Here is a 22,067-nt window from a genome sequence, read left to right on the forward strand (position 1 = left end):
ATGGAATGGCTCATTGCAATTACGATTGGTACCTTAACCACAGCGGGGGTTTATTTAACGTTACGTGCCCGTACTTTTCCTGTCGTGGTTGGACTAACTTTACTGGCGTATGCCGTTAATGTGTTTCTATTCGCTATGGGGCGTCTCACCATCGGGCAACCCGGTGTGATTGATGCCGAAGCACTCGGTTATGCCGACCCTTTACCTCAGGCGTTAGTGTTAACGGCGATTGTAATTGCCTTTGCAATAACGGCATTTCTGATTGTTTTAGCCCTAAAATCCAGTGGTGAATTAGGCAACGACCATGTGGATGGACTTACTGTAGATTCAGATGAGGAAGTGACTCGCTTGAAAGGGACTAATTCATGATGTCATTGACCGCAGTACCGCTCTTAATACCTTTAGTCATGAGCTTTATTTTATTACTGGCTCGTATGCAAGGTATTCAACTGCAACGCGTTCTTAACTTAATAGTGGTTACTTTATTAATCATTGTCAGTTCAGTATTGGTTAATAACAGCTTAACAGGTGAGTACCAGATCTATTTATTAGGTAATTGGCAAGCGCCTTTTGGTATTGTCTTGGTGTTAGACCAGTTGTCAGCCATGATGCTGCTAATAACCTCTATTTTAGCTTTAGGGGCATTATGGTATGCCATTAAGACTAAAATTGATGAAAATGGCAGTCATTTTCACGTGCTGTTTCAACTGCAGTTATTTGGCTTAAATGGCGCATTTATGACAGGAGACCTGTTTAACCTCTTCGTGTTTTTTGAGGTTCTACTGCTGGCTTCTTACGGATTAATTTTGCATGGTAGTGGCGCACAACGTACCAAGGCCAGTTTGCATTATGTGATCATTAACCTCATTGGTTCAACTCTTTTCTTGTTTGCAGTGGGTGCACTGTACGGCATATTAGGCACATTAAATATAGCGGATTTAGCCAACAAAATTGCGATACTACCCGTAGAAAATCAAGCCGTCGTGGCCGCAGCAGGTTTATTGTTACTCGTTGTCTTTGGTATTAAAGCCGCTATGTTCCCACTCTATCTATGGTTACCAGCCGCTTATGCCAATACATCAGCTCCGGTGGCGGCTTTGTTTGCCATTATGACCAAAGTTGGAATCTATTCGATTATTCGTGTACACGGCACCCTCTTTAACGAAGATGCGGGTGAATTAGCCTTCTATTATTTACCTTGGATATTAGCCTTAGGCTTAATTACACTGGTACTGGCTTCTTTAGGGGTAATGGCAGCACGTGGCTTGCGTGAGCAAGTGGCGTATCTTGTATTAGCCTCTGTTGCGACACTTTTAATTGGTATCGGTCTAAACAGTCCAGCTGCTTTATCAGCCACCTTCTATTATTTAATTCATTCCACATTGATTGCCGGTGCAATGTTCTTATTAGCCGATATAATCGCAAGAGGCCGCGGTTCTTTAGAAGACAAATTTATCTCGGCACCCAGTATGCCAAGCGCGATTTTAGTCGGTTCTATTTTTATATTCGCAGCAATAGCAATGACTGGGATGCCGCCCTTCTCAGGATTTTTAGGTAAGTTACTTATTTTATCAGCCGCTTTAGATCATGCTTGGTTTGGCGTTGTTTTTGCCGTCATTTTAATTTCAAGTTTGCTGTTAATTATCGCAATGGCACGTTCAGGTTCTTTACTGTTCTATAATACTCAAACTGTCACGACAGAGACGACTCAAACGGGTAAACCTTTAAATAAATCGGCATTAATGTCTGTGGTCGGTTTATTATCGGCGGCCGTTATATTAGTGGTTTTTGCCAACCCTATTACCGACTACACCCAACAGATCGCGCAACAGCAATTTAATTCATCTAATTATATTCAAGCGGTATTGAGTGCAACGGCCATAACAGAGTAAATACATAATGCTAAAGAGAATTTTTCCCCATCCAATTTTAACTGTTGTTTTATTAATCGTTTGGTTGTTTTTAAACAATACGATCGCTACTGGTCATATCGTTTTAGGATTAGTATTGGCTATTTTAATTCCTTGGCTAACTTCCGCTTATTGGCCGGAACGCAACTGTATAAAAAAGCCTTTTACATTGTTGAAATTTTTATTGCTCGTCCTTTGGGATATTCTGGTTGCCAACCTTAAAGTCGCTGTTCTTATTTTAGGTAAACGTGCCAACTTAAAACCTGGTTTTATCACCATTGAATTAGACGTTAAAACCCCACTTGGAATCAGTGTGTTAGCCAATGTGATCTCTTTAACACCCGGTACCGTTTCTTGTGACCTTTCTATGGACCGACAATCGCTATTAGTGCATGCGTTGCATATTGAAGATGCACAGCAGATTATCGATGAAATCAAACAAAGATATGAAAAACCTATAATTGAGGTATTTACAGCATGCTAGAGATCGCAATTCCAATCGCATTTGTATTTATATCCATTGCATTTGTATTAAGCACCATAAGGTTAATAAAAGGTCCTTCAGTGCCTGATAGAATCTTAGCCTTAGATACCCTTTATATAAACTCAATCGCATTACTTGTTTTATTGGGCATACATTTAGAAAGTGCACTGTATTTTGAATCTGCACTGTTAATTGCATTAATGGGTTTTGTAGGTACTATCGCTTTGAGTAAATATCTACTTCGTGGTGATATTGTAGAGTAAGTTTCGCTGGAATAGGGTTGATAGAAACCCTTAGTTAAATCGTTTTTAAGGACATATTATGTTTGAATCAATTGTCGCAATTTTGATTGTCGTAGGGGCTATTTTTACCTTAATTGGTTCTATTGGTCTATATAAATTACCCGATTTTTATATGCGTTTACACGGCCCCACTAAAGCGTCTACGTTAGGGGTAGGATCTATCCTTATTGCTTCTGCCATCTATTTTTCATCTAAGACAGACTCAGTAAGTACACATGAAATACTCATAACAGTATTTTTATTTATCACAGCCCCTGTAAGTGCCCACTTAATGGCTAAAGCCGCTCTACATATCAAGATAAAAGAGAAAGATTCTACAAACTAATTAATCCTATAAAAACTTGCTAATAGATAACTCTGTTCATTAGCCTCTTTTAAACCTTGTTTCACCAGGCCTGGTGAAAATAACGATCTAATCAAAATTAAAGTCGTCTAAATTGGCTTTGGGTGCTTTGCCATCATAGATCAAGTTAGTGCGATATTGCATATAACTCTCTCTGGAAAAGACATAAGGATCGGGTTGATTTTTCAGATCCGCTATCAGGCCAGCAATTTTGGAGTAGTCTACAAATTTACCCCCTATAAAAATCATCGTGCGACCGTTTAGATCCGTATCAATCACATAGGGATAAACAGGATCATAAGTAGAATCAACAGCACTACCGACTAATTCACGCAAAGTATAAGAACCCACAAACGGTAATACCAGATAATGGGTTTCATTCCAGAGTCCCCAGTGATAAAACGTTTGCCCTAAATCTTCTTTTTTAGCCTCTAAGCCTGCCGGCGTCGCAATATCGAGTAGACCGAATAAGCCAAACGTACTGTTAATGGTAAAACGCATAATCCCCGATAAACCATCTTCAACCTTACCTTGTAAAAAACTATTAATGGCCGATAAAGGGACAGCAAGGTTACTAAAAACATTATCGATACCCATACGCACGGGCTGAGGTAAAATCCCGTTATAGGCGTTCGCTAATGGCTCTCCTACCGTGTCATTAAACTTCATATTGAAATTAAATACAGGACGATTAAAAGCTTCATAAGGATCTTCTAAACTCATGGGGGGTAACTGAGTTTTAGGATCATTCGTGATTTCATCGGCTTGGATCGATGGACTGATCCATAAAATATTCAATAATAAAATCGGTAAGGTTTTTTTTAATATCATAAATTTTCTAATTTCTGAATCTTTAACGGTATTGTACAAGGTATGTTCACTTCATCAATCGCTTGTTTAAATAATTCTAAAACATTCATCCTAGGAAATGATTTACGCCATGCTAGAGCAACGATTCTACTAGGAGGTGTATCAGTTATCGTTTTAACTGTAAAAAGACTCTCATCGCGTTCTGAGAGCGAACTACAGGGAAAAATAGAGATTCCTGCCCCTGAAGATACCATGTAACGAATAGTTTCGAGTGAACTGGCCTCAAATGTCTTCTGTAGTCGATTACTTTGATAATTCAAATGTAATAGATTTGGAAAAGCCTCTACGACCTGATCTCTAAAACAATGGCCTGCCCCCAATAAGAGAATGGTTTCATTTTTAATCGATTGCAACGAAATAGAAATATCTGTTTCTGCAAAAGGATGTTCTTTTGGAACAATCGCTTTAAAAGGTTCTTGATAGAGTGCAAGCGTTTCAATGTTGGGTTCATCAAACGGCAGTGACAAAATGGCAATATCAATTTCACCCGTTTGTAGCTTCTCTGCTAATACGTGCGTGTAATTTTCTTCGATGATTAAGGGGATTTTAGGGGCTAATTGATGAAATCTAGGAATCAGTTTAGGCAGCAAATAGGGCGCTATCGTATAAATAGCACCTATCCTTAATTCTGTAGAAAGGTCACTTCGAGATTCTTTTGCAATGGTTTTGATATGTTTACTGCTTTCAAGTATATCTTCCGCCAATTTAATAATTTGGTTACCAACGGGTGTAATCAAAACATCCTGTTTTCGTCTTTCAAATAAAATGACCCCTAACTCTTCTTCTAATTTTTTAATTGCAATACTTAAAGTAGGTTGACTGACAAAGCAACTTTCTGCAGCTTTTCTAAAATGCTTTTCTTTTGCGACAGCAACAATATATTTCAGTTCGTTAAGGGTCATAAATTAGATGTCTTTTGATTAAAGGTTTTTATCTTAAATTAGAAAAAGAGGCGATAACTTTTCATTACTTAAATGTATTCTTTTAGTATATATAACCTCTTCTTATTACTCTTGGTGAAGCTAACATCTGTCGATAAACTCATTTTTAACATGGATTTCAATACGTTATCTTGTGAGAAAGATGTGGGTATAGTATCTGACAAAGCGTGTGTGTAAGTGTGGGTGTTTTGTGGATAAAAATAACAAAATGCTTATTATTGGATTTTATCCACAATTTAACACAAGTTATCCCAAGCCCTTATATGGAATTATTTAGGGGTTATTTAAATGATTATACGGCATAATAAATGGTATTCAAAAAAACAAAAATTACAGAAGTCATTATGCAAACATCACAATTATTAGCCCTCATTCAAGCAAGACGAACGTGCTATCAATTTCGATCACAAGAAACTCATGTTCTGACGGATTTAGAAATAAAAAAATGTTTAGAAGCTGCAATATGGGCGCCTAATCATAAATTAACCCAACCTTGGCGTTTTTGGGTGCTTGGCAAAAATAAGCAACAAACATTAGCGGTTGTCTATGCTGATAATAGAGCTTCTAAAAAGGCTGATTGTGGCTCTTCAGCGTACCAGAGCTTATATACAAAAGCCGTTGAAAAATTTATGGCCATCCCACAAATTATTCTAGTGGGGCAAATCTTAACCCAAGATGAGTTCACGGCGAAAGAAGATTACGCCGCTTGTGCTTGTGCCATTCAAAATTTTCAACTGATGGCTTGGCAACAGTCCATAGGAGTGCAGTGGAGCACAGGACCGATCCTAACCGATGTTCGCAGTTATGAGGTGTTGGATATTGAATCAGAAAAGATCACATTGATAGCCGCTCTGTATATGGGTAAAGTAGACACAGAAAACCGGATGAATCAGTTGAGTCAAAACCCTAAAAGAAAGTCGATTGATGAAGTCACGGTCTATTTAGATTAAGGCTTGTATAAAGCCTAATCTAATTTTGACCAGGCCTGGTTAAATGGATTAGCACTATAGATTTAACAGTTCATTATCATCAATAATGGATATTTCATTACCCATATTACGAATTTTTCGCTTAAATAAGAGCTTGTTTTGTACCGGTTGGGGAAGGTCGGTAAAGCGTATTAGATCTCGCTCTATCATAATGTCGATAAGATCTTCAATGACACGTACCATATCCAAATCTAGACGGTCCAAAACAGATTGCATAATAGCTTCACTGTCAGCTGATTTTTTAATGAACTCGGTTAATTGTGGATCATGTAAACTGATTTCTTCACGATTTTTCGCTGGCGTAAATTCTATATTATCTATTTCACCCAAAGCATTTCGTTCAATATAAATCATGATATTTCCTTTATGGCTGAGTCATACTCATTTTACCTGTCAAAGTAGGGGAGTTGAATTTTTAGAGACAAACCGTTTACTAAAACGAAGGATTACTAATCCCCTATTTCAGATACCACATTTCCCAATAACGCCGTCAAACGATCATTTTGAGAGTAATCGACCGGACAATCAATAATGGTGACGGTTGGATTTTCTAAGGCCGCTTGTAAAGCGGGGAGTAATTGGTCTGCAGATTCGATACGCACACCAGTAGCACCGAAAGAGTGTGCGTACTGTACAAAGTCAGGGTTTTTAAAATCTATATAGGCTGAACGTCCAAAACGGCGTTGCTGTTTCCACTCAATCAGTCCGTATTGGCAATCGTTCCAAACTAAAATAACAATAGGGGCATTGCAACGCAGCGCCGTTTCAATTTCTTGCGAGTTCATCATAAAACCAGCATCGCCAGTAACGGCAACGATACCCTTTTCTGGATAAGCTAATTTTGCAGCGATTGCGCCCGGTACTGCGATACCCATGCCGGCAAATCCATTGGAAATAATACACGTATTAGGGAGATCGCAGCGAAACATGCGCGCCATCCACATTTTATGGGAGCCGACATCACTCACCGCAATATCGGTAGACTTCATCGCCGTACGTAAATCCCAAATAATTTTTTGCGGTAGCATTGGCCAGGCATCACTTTTATGACAACGGTTCATTTCATCGACCATCGCTTTACGCAAGCGGAAATCAATTTGAGTGGATTTGATAGGTTTTTCAATCATCTCACCGAGACCGGCTAAATTTTTGCCGATATTACCAATAAGCTCTATTTCAGGAATATAGCTGTTATCGACTTCAGATTTTTTAGTATCGATATGAATAATGGTATGTTTACGGGTTGGATTCCATAAATGTGGGTGATATTCGACCATATCAAACCCAACGCAGATGACCAAATCGGCTTTAGCAAAACCGCCATTTTCATAATCGCCTTTTTGCAAACCCGCTGTTCCCATGGCCATTTCATGTGAAAAAGGGATGATGCCTTTGGCCATAAAGGTGTTTACCACTGGAATTTTATGAGTTTTTAGAAAGGCCAAAATATGGTCACTGGCACGAGATCGAACGGCGCCGTTACCGACGAGAATGAGTGGGTTTTTAGCCTTTTCAATTAAAACAGCCGCATCTTTTAAGAGTCCATTATCAGCAAAAGTCAGTCGATTAACACTCACGGGTAAAGGCGCTTCATTGGTTTCCATTTCAACAATGTTTTCAGGCAAATCAATAAAGGTGGCGCCTGGTTTTTCCGCCTCGGCCAATTTAAATGCTTTACGCACCACTTCTGGAATCGTTTCAGGTGCTAAGACTTGAGTAGCATATTTGGTAATAGGCTTAAACATACTGACGAGATCAACCACTTGATGTGACTCTTTGTGCAGCCGTGTGGTTGCTGCCTGACCTGAAATAGCCACTAAAGGAGCATTGTCCATATTGGCATCCGCCACGCCCGTGACTAGATTTGTGGCACCAGGACCTAAAGTGGATAAACAAACGCCAGATTTACCGGTTAGACGTCCATAGACATCTGCCATATACGCTGCACCTTGTTCGTGACGAGTCGTGATGAATTTAATGTCAGAATCGAGTAACGCATCCATAATATCCAGGTTTTCTTCACCTGGAATTCCAAAAATGAACTCTACATTTTCATTTTCTAAACATTTCACAAACAGTTTGGCGGCTTTCATTTTTAGGGCTCTTTTCGGTACATGAATTAGGATTATGAAGTGTTAAAAAACAAATGACCAGGCCTGGTCATTAATTAATTGGTTTTCAAAGGGATTAAAACTAAAAAAAGGGCTAAAAGCCCCTGTTATTTGTACATTTGTCTTTATTAAGGACTGATTTACTGAATATTATTGATCGGTCAAAGTATCGACTGTTTTCCAAAGTTTATCTCGACTACCGGTCATTGGCACATCTGTTAAATATTTACCATTAACGACAATCGAAGGAACACCTTCAATGCCATAACTACGAGTTAATTGCTGTGCTTTTCGTACCAATTGATCAACCTTAAAGCCTTTGAAAGTACCAATAAAATCAGCCTCTTTTACACCAAATTGAGTGAAAAATTCAGCAATTTTTTCAACGGTGTAAAGCTCTTTTTTATCGCGGTGTAAGGCATTAAAAAAAGCCTCATGTGATTGCTCAAGAACTCCGAGCTCTTGAGCGGTATAGAAGACCTTAGCCATAAATATCCAATTAGGATTATTAAATACCACAGGCATACGTTCAAAATGCACATCAGCAGGCTTATCTTTTAACCAATGGTTAAGACTTGGCTCTAAGTGATAACAGTGTGGACAGCTGTAACCAAATACTTCTACCACGGTTTTAGTATAGGGGGCAATGACATGCGGCGTCGGGATCTTCTTATATTCAACGCCTGGCATTAATGTCCTACTCTCTGCACTTGTTGCAGAGAAGGATAGACCACTGGTCACTAAAAGGGCGACCACGGTTGTTAATAATTTTCTACGTAACATAAGTTAACCTCAGTATTTTACAGTTCACCGTAAGAGTGCAAACCGGATAGGAACATATTCACACCAAGGAAAGCAAAAGTAGTGATTAATAGACCGATAAAGGCCCACCATGCCATCGGTGCTCCGCGCCAACCTTTAGACATACGCATATGCAACCAAGCGGCATAGTTCAACCAAACAATCAGCGCCCACGTCTCTTTTGGATCCCAAGACCAATAACCACCCCAAGCTTCTGCGGCCCAGGCGGCGCCTAATACAGTTGCAATGGTAAAGAATGCAAAGCCAAGTGAGATGACTTTATACATCAAATCATCCATAGCTTCTAAAGCAGGCATTCTACTGGCAAAACTGCTTTCAGGGTTTTTCTTTAAAGCGCGTTCAGTTAATAGATAAGCCACCCCAACCATGGCCGCAATAGAGAAGGAACCATAACCGACAAAGTTTGCGGGGACATGGATTTTCATCCAATAACTTTTTAAAGCAGGGACTAAAGGTTGAATGACATGGGCGTCTTTTCCAAAGGTATACCAAAGCAGAAAACCAACCGCTGCACTGATCACCAACATAACAAATCCGCCTAAAGCTCGGGTTTTATAACGTTGCTCATAGAACAGATACATTAAAGAGGTGAGTACTACAAATAGGATAAATACTTCATACAAACTACTGACTGGAATGTGGCCGTAATTGAAGTTGATGATATAAGATTCGCGCCAGCGGACCATCATGCCCACTAAACCAAAGGTGGCTGCAGCCCACACCATGAAATTAGCCGTTTTATAGGTGAAGTCCGATTTATTATATAATGCTAAGAAGTAAGTTGCAGTGGCCATAACAAACAGCGCACTCATCCACATAATAGCCGATTGACTAGACAGTAAAAACTTCAAAAAGAAGGCTTCTTCATTGGCAGTAATCACGTTGCCGTGGCTATTGTAGGTCCATAAGGCGAGCATCACCATTAAACTCACCGAAACGGTTAGCGTCTGTAAACTCGGCCATAAACGTCCTAATAATATGAGACCAACGGTTGTTCCGCCTAAAATTCCAATCTCATACTGATCCATCAGTCCGCCATATTGCGTCCATGCGTAAAAACTGCCAAGTATGACGAAAGCAATCCAAGCCACATCCCTAAGGGTGAACGGCTTCTTTCCTTCGTTTTTAAATTCTTCTAGATAGGTTTCAGTTTGCATGTTTATCGCCCCATAATTATGCGTGATTGTTGTTATTATTGAATTTTTTTACCCGGTTAACAAGACCGTTAAATTCGGTGGTTGTTTCAGGTAAGTCTCTATTATCTTTGGCCGCGATAGTGATTTCGGAGCTAGATGTTGTTGAATCTGACTCTAAATCTGTATGCGCGTTGGGTTTGATGTGAATCCACACTCGACGTTGGCGTACATAAAAGAGGAAGAATACGCCAGTTATAAGCATCGCACTGCCAAAAAACACGACATTTTTACCGGGAGATTTGGTAATTTGTAACCCAGTGGCTTGGATTTGTTTAAAACTGGCCACCTCAAAATACATGGGTGGACCATAAGCACTTAGGCCCGCAACAGTATTTAAGGCATCTTCAAACCAAGTTTTATCAAATTCTGATATTTCATCACTGTGGGTTTTAATAACCCCTTCTTCTTTCAGCACTTCCAGGTATAAGGTTTGTAAAGCAAAACTGGTTTGACCAAAGTAGTAATCAGACACTTGCTTGCGATCCGCCTCTGGTACATTGCTCTTCACAAATTCAGTAATGCCATTAAAGCCTTTGGAACGAAACAGAGCTAATAATTGCTGAATGAGTTTCGTTTGTAACTGATAGGTTTTCTCAGAAACATCCGGCGTTCTAGGAAATTGAGTGGTAAAGAGATCCATAAATTTTATAGGATTATTGAGCAAGGTTAAGAACTTGAAGAAACGGTCCTTTTTACGGTTCGCATCTGCAGGTATAAAGAGGTAACGGAACGGTTCGGCCTGACTCTCACGCACACCCGTCATAAAGAAGAGACGATCTTCTTGCAGACTCGGCATGATGTAGTTTTCATACTCCCAAGCTTTACCTTGATCATTACGAACCTTAAAGATAATAGTTGGGCCATTGTTATGCATTTTATGACCCGTTAAAGCTTTCTCTTCATCTGTTGCAGGAATGATATTGTGCATTTTAAAGTCATTAAATTCGACTTTAAATTTACCCATAGGCGTTTTTAAAGGCTCGACTTTATTGATCGCAGAATCCAACTCTAACGGGTTAGAGATAGGAGAAAGTAAAGGATGTACTTTAAGTTTTAAGGTTGTTCCACCATCCGCAAATGAGGATTGAAAAATAGCGTAATTTTTATAATGAAGTGGGTGATTAACAGCAATCGTCGCAACAATTGGCTCATCGAGGTCCGGTGCTGTGAGAATCAAATCACTTTCAAAAGACTTAGGCATTCCGGTATCGTAATATTTGATTCTAAATTGTTTATTGACGATAGTAAAAGGCAATTTTTGTGCTAAATAACCATCTTCATAAGGCAAAAACAGGACATCGGTTTTACCTCCATCAGCGACATTTACGGAACCTCTAAACGACAAGTTTTCAGGACCTAACCAAGAGTTTTTGTTGATTTCATCTAAACCGACGGTACGGGTTTCAGCCTCCAAAGAGCCTGTGAGTTCACGATATTTTAAAAGTAAATTGCTGTCTAATAACGCTCCTATACAAATAACGATAATGGAGATATGCGTCAGGAAATAGCCTAATCGATTCCATTTACCCTTTAAGCCCGCGACAGTCACACTGCCATCATCACGAATATGCGTTTTGGTTTTATACCCTTTATGCTTGAGCAAAGCGACAGCATGTTCTTGTTGTCTTTCAAGACTAACAGTACCCTCAAAGGTCGTGTTATTAGGCTGGTGCTGTAGTGCGGCGCGTGACAACTTTTCGCTATACTGCTTCATGTCTTTTAAAAAGCTTGGAGTATTGCGGGTTACACAAATACTGGTTGAAAGCAGTAAAAAGAGTAGAACGAGAATAAACCAGGCCGCGCCATAGACATGAAACAAGCCTAAACTATTGAAAACTTCGGCCCAAAAAGGCCCAAATTGAATCATGTAATTTTGCGTGCTTTCGTCTTGTTTTAAGACTGTGCCGATAACCGATGCAATTGAGAGCATCATTAGTAAAGTCACCGCTAAATTCATTGAACCAAAAAAGTTCAAGATTTGATTAGGTTGCTTTTTTTTCATCGATTTTGGAACCGCGTTTGCGCTTGTGGGTGTTTTTGATTCAGTCATTAGGCATCTATTATTTGGTTTTCAATGGTCCGCTTAAGTTCGTATTGAACTGCAATTCCCTTTGATTTTAGAGGGTTTTGCACGGTTTGAGTCGTTAAAAAATAGGATAAAGTATATACTGTTGCACACCATTGATAAAGTATTAACGTTTTGGAAAACTCTTAATTATGCAACATCCTTTATACCAACAAGCAACCTATCTTAAAAGCGTACCAACATTAGCGCTTTGTCCTGATGATTTAACGCATGAGGTAGCCTTTGCCGGTCGCTCCAACTCAGGTAAATCCAGTGCTTTAAATGTCATTACATCGCAAAAAGGTTTAGCTCGAATCAGTAAAACTCCCGGACGTACCCAGTTAATTAACTTTTTCCTGGTGGATGAGACGCGTGCTCTGGTTGATTTGCCAGGATACGGTTTTGCCAAAGTTAATGTAAAAATTAAACGTGCATGGGAAGCTGGCCTTACTGAATACATTGAAAAAAGTAAGGGCTTGAAAGGCTTAATTTTATTGATGGATTGCAGAATGCCACCTACGGAAATTGATTTACAGATGTTGGATTGGTGTGAATCTCTTGGTTTACCCATCCATGTTTTATTGACTAAGTCAGATAAGCTTAAAAAAGGCCCTGCGCAAGCCAGCCTTCTAAAATTACAGGCGATGCTTAGAGAAGAGTACCCAAGCGCTACAGCACAGCTATTCTCTTCCTTAAAACGTGATGGTTTGAATACCGTTTGGGACAAGCTTGATGAGTGGATGGAGTATGAACGCCCCATTAAAGAAAAGCCGGTCCTTGAAGAGACGGTTAATAAGGTTCCTAAGAAAGCAAAGCCAAAGAAAAAAGGCTATAGAACATTTTAAAAGGGGTTTACTCAGTTTGAGATGAAATTAAGGTAAAAGACCCTTAGTTTGACCTTTGAGTGAGTCTGTTAAAATCTCTTCTGTAAATGTTGCCCTCCATCCATTAGAGGGCATTTTTTCTAAGGCATTGCATTTTTCCAGGATGAAGGGGCCTTCCAAGTTTCTAACCACCCGGGTAGCTCATCTGCCGGCATTGGATAGGAAATTGCATTCCCTTGTGCTTGCTCGCAACCCATTTCAATTAATATTTCGCCATGTTCTATGGTGTCTATACCTTCCGCTATTATGTCCAACCTAAAAGCGCTTGCCAAGCTTATAATGCCTTTTAAAGTGAGTATGTTATCTGGATTATTCTGTAAATTTTTAATAAAACTTCTGTCCATTTTAAGGCAACTTACAGGCAGTTTTTGGAGGTAAGTTAATGAGGAATAACCTGTACCAAAGTCATCTAGAGCGAATGAAAAACCTAGTATTTGGCACTGCTTTATAACTTTTGAAACTATTTCTAAGTCATGGATTTGACCGGTTTCTATGATTTCTAAGACTAGATTTTCTGGATTTATGCTTGGGTGAGTTTCCAGCATCTTTTGTAAATTGACAACAAAGTTGTTTTCTTTAAGTTGCAGAACATCGATATTGACGCTGACATTGAGAACAACATCATGAGCCAACCAATGTTCCATTTGAGCTAGAGCGGTTTTAATGACCCAATTTCCAAGCTTTACAGTTAATTTATTACCAACAATAATTGGTAAAAACTCTTTAGGTGTTAATAAACCTTTTGTTGGGTGGTGCCAGCGAATTAGCGCTTCTACACCAATCACTTTACCGGTTTTCATATTTACCATGGGTTGGTAATAGAGGTGAAATTCAGATGCCTCTAAGGCATCATCCATGCCTGCGATAAACTTATATTTATAGCGTAAAGTGTCATCGTTATGGGTATTAAAAATATGGTATTTGTCTTTCCCAGAAAGTTTGGCATGATACATTGCTTGATTGGCTTGTCGCAACAGTATGTCGGAGTCAACATGCTCCTGTTGGGGGTATAGAGAAACTCCAATACTGGCTGTTACTTGGATAGTCATGTCATTGATGTTAATGGGCTGATTAATGACTTCGGTGAGGTGGTTAATTTTGGGGATGGCATATTCTATACTGGATAAATTGAGTAAGATGGCGACAAATTCATCTCCTCCAAATCGAGAAAGGGTGTCTTCATGACCCATAATATTTTTCATTCTTTCAGCAAGCAGAATCAACACCCGATCTCCTACCTCATGACCATATCGATCATTAATGTCCTTGAAACCATCTAGACCAATACATAAGATGGCCAATGGCTGATTATGCCGAAGTGACATAGCGATGGCTTGATAAAGGCGATCAGATAGTAGAGTACGATTGGGTAGATTGGTTAAGGCATCGTATTTCGCAATTCGGTGTAATTCATTTTCATATATTTTTCGATCAGAGATATCCGTCAATACCAATCGAAGCTCATAGGAGTCTTTTGCAATTTTTTCGATAGAAGCGACCACATATACCCATAATTCAGCGCTATTTTTGATTTGTAAGCGTAACTCAAAATGCTGTTGTTTTTGAGTATCCAGTAATTTTTTACGACAAAGATAATAGATATCTTGGTCTTCTGGGTGAATAAAGTGTGAGAGGGGCTGTTCTACCAATTCGTTTTGGTTTATTCCAAGTAAGGTAGCCGCCATAGGGTTGGCTTTTGTGATTAAATTTTCAGCCGAGAGCGTGCAATAACCTACAGGTGCAGAATTATAGAGATCAAAATAACGCTGCTTTTCTACCGTTAATGTTTGTTGGGTTCTTTGAAGTTCTTCATTCTGCATCTCCAGTTCAATTTGATGTACTTGAAGTTCATGGATAACTTTAAGGATTTCTTCATTGCTCAGAATGTCAATACGCTTAGATCGATTGGTATTTTTTTGATCTAGAATAAACTCGGCTTTATTACGTAATGATTGAGCATTCAATAACACCGAATCTTTCTCATTAGAGTCTTTATTTTTTCCCTGTATGGGTTCTTTTTTGTCTATGTTTTTCTCCATTATTTTTCTCTTTAAGCTTTCTGTCTAGGGTATCAGGCGTTCGGTGGTCGCAATCGAATAAACTTTATTCTCGGCGTTGATTAAGGCCGTAGCCGTTATCCAAACTTTTACAGTCAAACCTGATTGAGTGAGACGATATGATTTATAGGGTGGTAATGTCTCTAAATTGATAAGTTTATCTATGTTGGACATCTCATGAGAGTAATGATCTTGTGGAATTCGATCTTGGAGGTGTAACTGAAGTGCTTCTGTTTCACTCCAACCATACATTCTATCGGCCGCCGGGTTCCAAGCTTTAATTGAACCTGTTAAGTCTTGAACGGTGATGGCATCGTTGGCATCTCTAACAATGATCGCCAGACGCTCAAGTTCGCGTGTTTTCTCTAGCAAATGGTTACGCATTTCGATTATTTCAGTTATATCTATAAAAGAGATAACGGCCCCTTCAATGACATTTTCTAAAGTGCGATAGGGTTGAATACTCATAGCATACCAGCACCTATCCAGAGTCTGAATCTCTATTTCTTTCGGAATTAAGGTATTTAAAACATGTTGGATATCGGGGACTAAATTCGTATAGTTGATTAGATTGGAGACGATATCGCGTAAGGGTCGACCTACATCACTGTGAATAAAATTTATGATTGTAGTAATGGAAGGTGTGAAGCGCATTACATGCAATTTATGATCAACAAAGACGGTTCCAATATTGGTTCCTGCCAACAGATTATTCATATCATTATTAGCACGTGATAAATCTATAACTTTGGTTTGAAGCTCTGTATTGACGGTAGAGAGCTCTTCATTGACGGATTGTAACTCTTCTTTAGATGTCTCCAACTCTTCGTTGGTAGATTGCATCTCTTCGTTTAATGATTGCATTTCTTCATTAAAGGATTTGAGTTCCTCGTTAGAATTTTCAAGTTTATGGTTCGAAATCTGTAGAAAGACTTTTTGTTCATATAACTCTTTTTCAAGGGCTGCAATACGCATACTGTCATCCGATTTATCACCTGTCCTTTTGAGAGAGGTGTTTACAAGAGGCGTAATCGTTTTTAAAGCACTCTCTGGCAGGGTTTCAAAGATGATGAGATACAAAGGGTTATTTTCGTCACTAAAGGCTTCTGAGGGAATGGGTTGCACCGTCAGGTTAATGGTGAATAACTGGGCGTTTTTTGAGATTGTTAGTAAAGGACAATAAACCGATTTCTTAGTTTTAAGAGCTTTATGAAATGCCATCGTTAAATTTTTATGTATGCCTTCATGTGCCATATTGAGTATATTAATTGGGCCTGCTTCGCCTGGCGGCAATTCGAGATACATTCCGGTCCGGCCATGCAAATAAAGGATGTCCCCTTGTTTATCAACAAGTGCAGCAGAAAGCCCTATTTTTTGCAGTAATAGCTGCTCCATGAGGGCTCGAAAGGTCAGTTTCTCGGTTGGTTGGTTTTTTTCATAGATCGCATGGTGTGGATTCGTTTTTGTCATTGAAGGGGCTCTATTAATTAGATTTTCATGGAGCACAATGTTTAGGTTGCGTTTGCTTTGATAAATTTTGGATTTTTGATCCAGTACGTCAAATAAGTCGCCAAACTCTCCTATACTTTCTGAAGAACCTAACAGTAGAACCCCACCAGGGTTAAGTGAATAGTGAAAGAGCGGAATAATCTGTTTTTGTACGTCTAGGTTTAAATAAATAAGTAGGTTTCGGCAGCTGATTAGGTCAAGTTTGGAAAATGAAGGATCTTTGATAATATTTTGCTCAGAAAAGATCAACATATCGCGGATACTTTTGTGAATGCGGTATTGGCCATTTCTTTCTATCGTAAAAAATTGCCTTAATCGTTTTACTGAAATATTTTCTGAAATCGTTGTTGGGTAAATACCTCTCCGGGCTGATGCGATGGCTTGGGCATCAATGTCGGTGGCAAATATTTGGACTGTGTAGTGGAGTGACGTTTCTGTCATATACTCTTTGAGTAGAATGGCAAGAGAATACGCTTCTTCACCAGAAGAACAACCGACACTCCAGATACGGATAGTGTTTTGTAAACCTTTACGGTTAAAAAGTTTTGGCAGAACTTGTGTTTTTAAAGTGGTAAATACCTCAGGGTCTCTAAAAAAGTTAGTGACACCAATGAGTAGATCATGAAAAAGGGCTTCTATTTCCGAGGGGAATCTCTGTAAGTATGTGAGATACCCATCAATCTGCTCAATTTGGTGAATAGCCATTCGTCTTTGAATACGTCGTTGAATAGTATTTGGTTTATATTGCGAAAAATCGTGTCCGCTTTGAACGCGTAGTAATACAAAAATTTTGTTTAATGTATTGCGTGGCTTAGACGTTGTTCTGAATTCCTGGCGTGTTAAGTTACCGAAAGTATGAGCCGTGTAGCCAATAAGCTGTTTTGGCATTTCTGCTGGAGAGAGAATGTAATCATTGAGCCCTGTTGCGATAGCAATGCTTGGCATGCCATCATATTCTGCTGTTTCTGGGGATTGAACAATGACCATTCCACCGGCTTCTTTGATGGCTTTTATGCCTTGACTGCCATCGCTGCCAGTACCAGACAGAATTATACCAATAGCATGATTTTGTTGGTCTTGCGCGAGAGAGTTAAAGAAAAAATCGATAGGTAAGCGTTGACCATGGGGGGATCCAGGTTCAAACAACTGAAGGATACCATTCATTAAAGCCATATCATGGGCGGGTGGAATGATATAGACACAGTTTGGTTGCACCTCCACCCCGTCCTCAACCTGTAATACGTGCATTTTAGTATGACGTTGAATCAGTTCGACAAGCATACTGCTATGGTTTGGTGCGAGATGTTGCACCAAGACAAATGCCATGCCGGACTCACTGGTAGGGGGCATGGCATTAAAAAACGCTAGAAATGCAGAGAGGCCACCCGCTGAAGCTCCTATGCCAACAATCGGAAATGTATTTTTTTTGTTTTTCTCGGATGATTTAACGTTTTTAGACATTGCTTTCTCTCGTTTTAACAAAGCATACTCTTATGAATAAATGGATGCAGGCATTTGCGAATTTAGGTCGAGATTCCTTTAAGATCAGTAAAGGGCAAAAGTAACGACTCATTAATGCGAGTATAAGACTACGTTAATGCCTGTTTTTGGACTTTGTATTAAATAGCAGAGTTTCTAGTTATCGATTTTATCATTACGTAAAGGGCTTTAAATTTAGAACCAAAGTACACGAGTTTAGTTTTTATGAGCAACTAGTTGATCAGTAAATTATCTAATATAACGTCTTATTAAACCTAGTATAGCTTAGGCAGACGCAATACTAAATGATTGCATCAAAGCTAGGATAATCTTTAAACCGAGTGCGTGTTTTGTATGCTGGTTAGACAAGCGATTTTCATCACAATTAGTGGAGTGGCTTTAAATTCAGGAATTCTTAAAAGTGTTATGTGAAGAAAGGTTTTTTGTTATGGTCATTTGGAATTTACGAGGGTATATCGTGTGATTGAATCGACATAGTTGAAAATGCCGATAATAAATGAGAGTTCCGCACTGAATCTGTTCTAAATTTTGCCTAGGGTGTGATTACATCAAATTATATTACAGGCCCTTAATTTTAAAAATAAGCTGCTAAAAAACCTGTCAATTATATATGCTGAAATTCACACCCTCTTAACCTAAAGCATTAATATGTGGGTCTTCCCATCTGATTATTGATGCCCTGAAGCTGATCAAATTGATCTTTAAGTTCTTGTAACTGCTGAACTTGTTGCACTTGATCTTGAAGAGTATCTTTTTGATCGCGTTGCAACTGCATCATTTCATTTTGTTCTTGTTGTAACTGAATCATCTCATACTGTTCTTGCTGCAATTTAATCATCTCATTCTGATCTTGTTTTAAATTGTTCACTTCTTCTGGAGTCTCTTTAGGCTTCATTAATGCGTTTTTTTCCGCTTGATTAATAATAAAGTCTGAATAAGGCGTTATTTTTACAAAAGTAACTCTCCCTTTTTCATACTTACCCTGCAACACAATATGTTGATCGGTTTTTGTCGTTAAATGGCCTGCAGTTTCATTATTTTTCAATAAGCTTTTCCATTTAGACAGCTGTCTAGAGCTGGTTTCAATGACAACCTTCTTAATTGCTTTTGAAAACGCTACGGTTGGATACGGATGGCTGAAGTTTTTATTCTCTGGGTTTTGACCTATACGGGTTGCGGTCCAGTTATTAAGATCTGTTTGATATCCATTTACCGAGACATAGGATCCTTTTTTTAAACTTAAAGCATCATCAAATAGCGTTTTATTGGTCATTTGGATATGGTTTAAATGATTAATAACCAGATCATTTTCAGTTATTTGTGTAATTTTTCCTGCAAGAGGGTAATAAATATGAATTTTTTGGGTGAGTGTTTTATGTTCTCCAGAAAGCGTCTCTAAAATAACTTGTTGGCCAACCTTTAGGTGGTCATTAGGGATTAAATCGGAAGTGATTTCTGTTGAATCTCCATAGCTTATTTCAATGCCATTTACCCAAATACTCCCAAATTTAGTAATGGTTCCAATGATCCCTGTATCACCAAATCCTTGAGAAGAATGTCCCGTACCACCAAATCCAGAATCAGAAGCGGTTTGTAAAACGGTATTTGACTGACAAGCGGTCATCATTAAAGCGACCGCAAAAACTGTTATGAAGGCATCACGATGTTGTTTGGTTTTTTGGAACAAATTCAATAGAAAGTTCACTTAATACAGCCCTTTAATTTATGGTAGAAATAAGCACCTACGTGCATACTGTGTACAGCATTATTCGATTGTTTATCTTTGGTTTGGAGTTCATTGGCTAACTGGTTTATTTCACTTAAAGTTATCATCAGTTTAACTTTCGAAGTTTCTTCAATGGTTTTGATAGATGCTTCAGTTAGCTGGTTGTAATAGACCGCGCGATCAAACATAGGCGGAGTTTTATTTTCTAAATTGTGGGTGACGATAGATAGGTGGTCACCAATATTTTTACCTGCAAAAAAGAATTTTTCTTCAAAATCTTCTTTTGGTATATATCCTTTTTCCAATAAAATAACGAACTCTTTATTCTGCTTTTCTTCAATTTTTATCAACCCTTGATCTAACCACTCATCTAAAATAGAACGAGGATGTTTATCTTTAGAAATAGAGAAGACGAGCTCTTCAAAAGAGGGGCTTCCATCTAGAGCATTTCGGTACAGAGGAATGGGTTCGCCACTGGCGTTTAGGTAGGCTTGATGGCCAGCCCAAACAGACATCATTTGAGCACTTAAGCTGGCTTTTATCTCTTTCTCGGTGGGTTGCGTTAAATGCTCATTACGAATACGTTTTACATCTCCACGACTTACCCCCGTTAATAGACTTACTCGACTATCCGTCAGGCGTTTCCCACTGATTTGAAACGACTCTTCAGCCACCTCAATATAGATTGATTTCACGAGGTTTAACAATCCAGTGTAGGTAATATTTTGACGGATGAGTAAACGCACTAAAGGCTTTAAGATTTTACTTAAAGCCTTAGCGAAAACGATCTCTTTGGAAGGTGAATTATTCATCTGTTTTGAGGCACAAGTTTAAGTGAGTAAGTTCAAAATTTAGACGTAATTGTCGCACCAGCATTGCTGGTCTGGGTGCTGTCGTACCCTACAAAAGCGGATGCACTGAACGTTTCAGTAAGTGGTGTACTCAGAAATACAGAAGCCCCTTTTTGTGCTTCTACACTTTTAAAGATAGATTGACGATAATCAAGTGAAAGACCAAGACTCGTTTTATTTGCAAAATTATAACCTGTGCCTATAGAACCATAATTGGTATCTTGCATATTTGCGCCTTTGACTTTACCAACAAATTTATGGCCAATATTAGCAAATACAGAAGTATTGCTAAGTATAGGGTAAAAATAATCCAATTGCACTGAAGTGTCCTCTTTACCGGTGCTCAAAGCTTTAGCGGCATCTCCAGTTGCAAATTTATGCTTTACTTTAAGTGCTACCCAAGGATTACTCGTTAAGTCATAGGCCATTGAGACCGTAGTATCTCCCATGCCTTGAGCTTTAAAAGATGCGCTATCAATCGATAAATAAGAGCTGGCAACTCCAAAAGTAAAAGCTCCGCCTTTGATTGAAAGCATTAAAGGAATTGAGGTTGTTGTTGTATCCGAAGCGTTAATGGTTTGACTTTGTCCATAGGAATAAAAGACACCAGTGGAAAGTTTAGTGGTTATTGTGCTAGACGTTGTCTCATCAGACGCTTGTGCGACTTGTATAAGATTTCCTAGTAGTAAAGTAGCTAACAATGAGAATTTTAGTAAATGTTTTTGCATGGTTATTCCTATAAAATTAATCTATGGTCACTACTTCACAAGTTTGATCTAAGATTCTATCAAAAATCCTATAAAGCAGTGCTTTATCTATGGTTAATCAATTTTTTGACTAATTCAATAAGTCATTAGGATCTGTCACTTCTTTTGAAGTTACAGGCTGTTCAGCTTCAAATTCATTTCCACGAGTTTCATTTCCATTTAGACGAACTTCATTTTCATTTCCACGAACTTCCATTCCGTTTCCACGAATATTATCTTGCATAGAAGCAGATCTTTCTGAGTTTCCAGACATCTGTTCCATATTTTCTTGCATGGAGTGAGATTTTTCCATATTACCAGACATCTGTTCTGAGTTTTCTTGCATGGATTGAGCACGTTCCATGTTGCTTGACATCTGTTCTGAGTTTTCTTGCATGGATTGTGCACGTTCCATGTTGCTTGACATCTGTTCTGAGTTTTCTTGCATGGCTTGTGCACGTTCCATGTTGCTTGTCATCTGTTCCGTGTTTTCTTGCATGGCTTGCGAGCGCTCTATGTTGTTTGACATTTGCGCCATATTTTCTTGTACTTGTTGCGCTTGTTCTTGCTGTGTTTGAACCGTACTTGGATCGAATGCAGCATGTGCGGCCATTGGTATCATCATGACAGAAGAAACAAAACAAGCTTTTAATGTAGATTTAATGATTAATGTTTTCATTTTAATTATCCTTTTAGGAAATTTAGATTAAATGTAAATAACTTACATTTCCTATATTAGGGGTTTTTTCCATAAAGTCAAA

Annotated in this window: 20 protein-coding genes; 7 read left to right on the forward strand and 13 right to left on the reverse strand. The window is 38.7% G+C overall.

Going from position 1 to position 22,067, the window contains the following annotated elements; genetic code table 11:
• Genes F612_RS0110925 through F612_RS0110945 form a run of 5 tightly spaced genes read left to right on the forward strand, consistent with a single transcriptional unit; the run spans nt 1 to nt 3,021 of the window.
• The gene (locus F612_RS0110925) at nt 1-369 is read left to right on the forward strand and encodes a Na+/H+ antiporter subunit C (protein WP_019557810.1); all 369 of its coding nucleotides are present in this window, start codon (nt 1-3) and stop codon (nt 367-369) included.
• Nucleotides 366-1,892 (forward strand): monovalent cation/H+ antiporter subunit D, encoded by a 1,527-nt coding sequence (locus tag F612_RS0110930; RefSeq protein ID WP_019557811.1) that lies wholly within the window; start codon nt 366-368, stop codon nt 1,890-1,892. The genes F612_RS0110925 and F612_RS0110930 overlap by 4 nt, the downstream gene beginning before the upstream one ends.
• A 7-nt stretch (nt 1,893-1,899) precedes the next feature.
• Nucleotides 1,900-2,394 carry a Na+/H+ antiporter subunit E gene (locus F612_RS0110935; RefSeq protein WP_019557812.1) on the forward strand — a complete coding sequence of 165 codons (495 nt, stop codon included), beginning with the start codon at nt 1,900-1,902 and terminating at the stop codon, nt 2,392-2,394.
• Nucleotides 2,388-2,657: a K+/H+ antiporter subunit F gene (locus tag F612_RS0110940; RefSeq protein ID WP_019557813.1), complete on the forward strand. Its 270-nt coding sequence runs from the start codon at nt 2,388-2,390 to the stop codon at nt 2,655-2,657. The genes F612_RS0110935 and F612_RS0110940 overlap by 7 nt, the downstream gene beginning before the upstream one ends.
• A 58-nt stretch (nt 2,658-2,715) precedes the next feature.
• Nucleotides 2,716-3,021 (forward strand): Na+/H+ antiporter subunit G, encoded by a 306-nt coding sequence (locus F612_RS0110945; RefSeq protein WP_019557814.1) that lies wholly within the window; start codon nt 2,716-2,718, stop codon nt 3,019-3,021.
• An 87-nt stretch (nt 3,022-3,108) separates the two neighbouring features.
• Here the strand turns inward: F612_RS0110945 and F612_RS0110950 are convergent, their stop codons facing one another.
• Together F612_RS0110950 and F612_RS0110955 are read right to left on the reverse strand one after the other, a co-directional pair.
• The gene (locus F612_RS0110950; RefSeq protein WP_019557815.1) at nt 3,109-3,870 is read right to left on the reverse strand and encodes an MlaA family lipoprotein; all 762 of its coding nucleotides are present in this window, start codon (nt 3,868-3,870) and stop codon (nt 3,109-3,111) included.
• On the reverse strand, nt 3,867-4,811 hold the full coding sequence (locus tag F612_RS0110955) for a hydrogen peroxide-inducible genes activator (protein ID WP_019557816.1): 945 nt from the start codon (nt 4,809-4,811) through the stop codon (nt 3,867-3,869). Before F612_RS0110955 ends, F612_RS0110950 begins: the two co-directional genes overlap by 4 nt.
• Before the next feature lie 383 nt (nt 4,812-5,194).
• Between F612_RS0110955 and F612_RS0110960 the strand changes: the two genes are divergently transcribed.
• Nucleotides 5,195-5,800: a nitroreductase family protein gene (locus F612_RS0110960; protein ID WP_033394703.1), complete on the forward strand. Its 606-nt coding sequence runs from the start codon at nt 5,195-5,197 to the stop codon at nt 5,798-5,800.
• A 54-nt stretch (nt 5,801-5,854) separates the two neighbouring features.
• Here F612_RS0110960 and F612_RS0110965 read toward each other — a convergent pair whose 3' ends face one another.
• The 5 genes from F612_RS0110965 to F612_RS0110985 form a co-directional block, all read right to left on the reverse strand.
• Complete coding sequence (locus F612_RS0110965; protein ID WP_019557818.1) at nt 5,855-6,193, reverse strand: hypothetical protein; 339 nt, start codon at nt 6,191-6,193, stop codon at nt 5,855-5,857.
• 95 nt (nt 6,194-6,288) lie between these two features.
• Entirely contained in the window at nt 6,289-7,932 is a 1,644-nt protein-coding gene (locus tag F612_RS0110970; RefSeq protein WP_019557819.1) for an acetolactate synthase large subunit, read from the reverse strand.
• Between the two features lie 168 nt (nt 7,933-8,100).
• Nucleotides 8,101-8,733 carry a thiol:disulfide interchange protein DsbA/DsbL gene (locus F612_RS0110975; RefSeq protein WP_019557820.1) on the reverse strand — a complete coding sequence of 211 codons (633 nt, stop codon included), beginning with the start codon at nt 8,731-8,733 and terminating at the stop codon, nt 8,101-8,103.
• 17 nt (nt 8,734-8,750) lie between these two features.
• Complete coding sequence (gene ccsB, locus F612_RS0110980; RefSeq protein WP_019557821.1) at nt 8,751-9,929, reverse strand: c-type cytochrome biogenesis protein CcsB; 1,179 nt, start codon at nt 9,927-9,929, stop codon at nt 8,751-8,753.
• A 16-nt stretch (nt 9,930-9,945) separates the two neighbouring features.
• Nucleotides 9,946-12,018 carry a cytochrome c biogenesis protein ResB gene (locus F612_RS0110985; protein ID WP_019557822.1) on the reverse strand — a complete coding sequence of 691 codons (2,073 nt, stop codon included), beginning with the start codon at nt 12,016-12,018 and terminating at the stop codon, nt 9,946-9,948.
• 167 nt (nt 12,019-12,185) lie between these two features.
• Between F612_RS0110985 and yihA the strand changes: the two genes are divergently transcribed.
• A complete protein-coding gene (gene yihA / locus F612_RS12660) occupies nt 12,186-12,878 on the forward strand; it encodes a ribosome biogenesis GTP-binding protein YihA/YsxC (protein ID WP_019557823.1) in 693 nt (230 codons plus the stop codon).
• A 119-nt stretch (nt 12,879-12,997) separates the two neighbouring features.
• On the opposite strand, the gene F612_RS12665 is transcribed toward yihA, so the two are convergent.
• The 6 genes from F612_RS12665 to F612_RS0111020 form a co-directional block, all read right to left on the reverse strand.
• The gene (locus F612_RS12665; protein ID WP_019557824.1) at nt 12,998-14,956 is read right to left on the reverse strand and encodes a putative bifunctional diguanylate cyclase/phosphodiesterase; all 1,959 of its coding nucleotides are present in this window, start codon (nt 14,954-14,956) and stop codon (nt 12,998-13,000) included.
• Nucleotides 14,957-14,980: 24 nt separating this feature from the next.
• Nucleotides 14,981-17,944, reverse strand: a complete 2,964-nt coding sequence (locus F612_RS0111000) for a chemotaxis protein CheB (protein WP_051080328.1) — start codon at nt 17,942-17,944, stop codon at nt 14,981-14,983.
• 682 nt (nt 17,945-18,626) lie between these two features.
• Complete coding sequence (locus tag F612_RS0111005) at nt 18,627-19,688, reverse strand: DUF5666 domain-containing protein (RefSeq protein ID WP_019557826.1); 1,062 nt, start codon at nt 19,686-19,688, stop codon at nt 18,627-18,629.
• On the reverse strand, nt 19,685-20,521 hold the full coding sequence (locus F612_RS0111010) for a DUF6502 family protein (protein ID WP_019557827.1): 837 nt from the start codon (nt 20,519-20,521) through the stop codon (nt 19,685-19,687). The genes F612_RS0111005 and F612_RS0111010 overlap by 4 nt, the downstream gene beginning before the upstream one ends.
• Nucleotides 20,522-20,553: 32 nt before the next feature.
• Nucleotides 20,554-21,288, reverse strand: a complete 735-nt coding sequence (locus F612_RS0111015) for a DUF3187 family protein (RefSeq protein WP_019557828.1) — start codon at nt 21,286-21,288, stop codon at nt 20,554-20,556.
• A 109-nt stretch (nt 21,289-21,397) separates the two neighbouring features.
• Nucleotides 21,398-21,985, reverse strand: coding sequence for a hypothetical protein (locus tag F612_RS0111020; protein ID WP_019557829.1), 588 nt, complete (start codon nt 21,983-21,985; stop codon nt 21,398-21,400).
• Nucleotides 21,986-22,067 lie beyond the last annotated feature (82 nt).

The organism is Thiomicrorhabdus arctica DSM 13458, assembly GCF_000381085.1.
GTDB classification, from domain to species: domain Bacteria; phylum Pseudomonadota; class Gammaproteobacteria; order Thiomicrospirales; family Thiomicrospiraceae; genus Thiomicrorhabdus; species Thiomicrorhabdus arctica.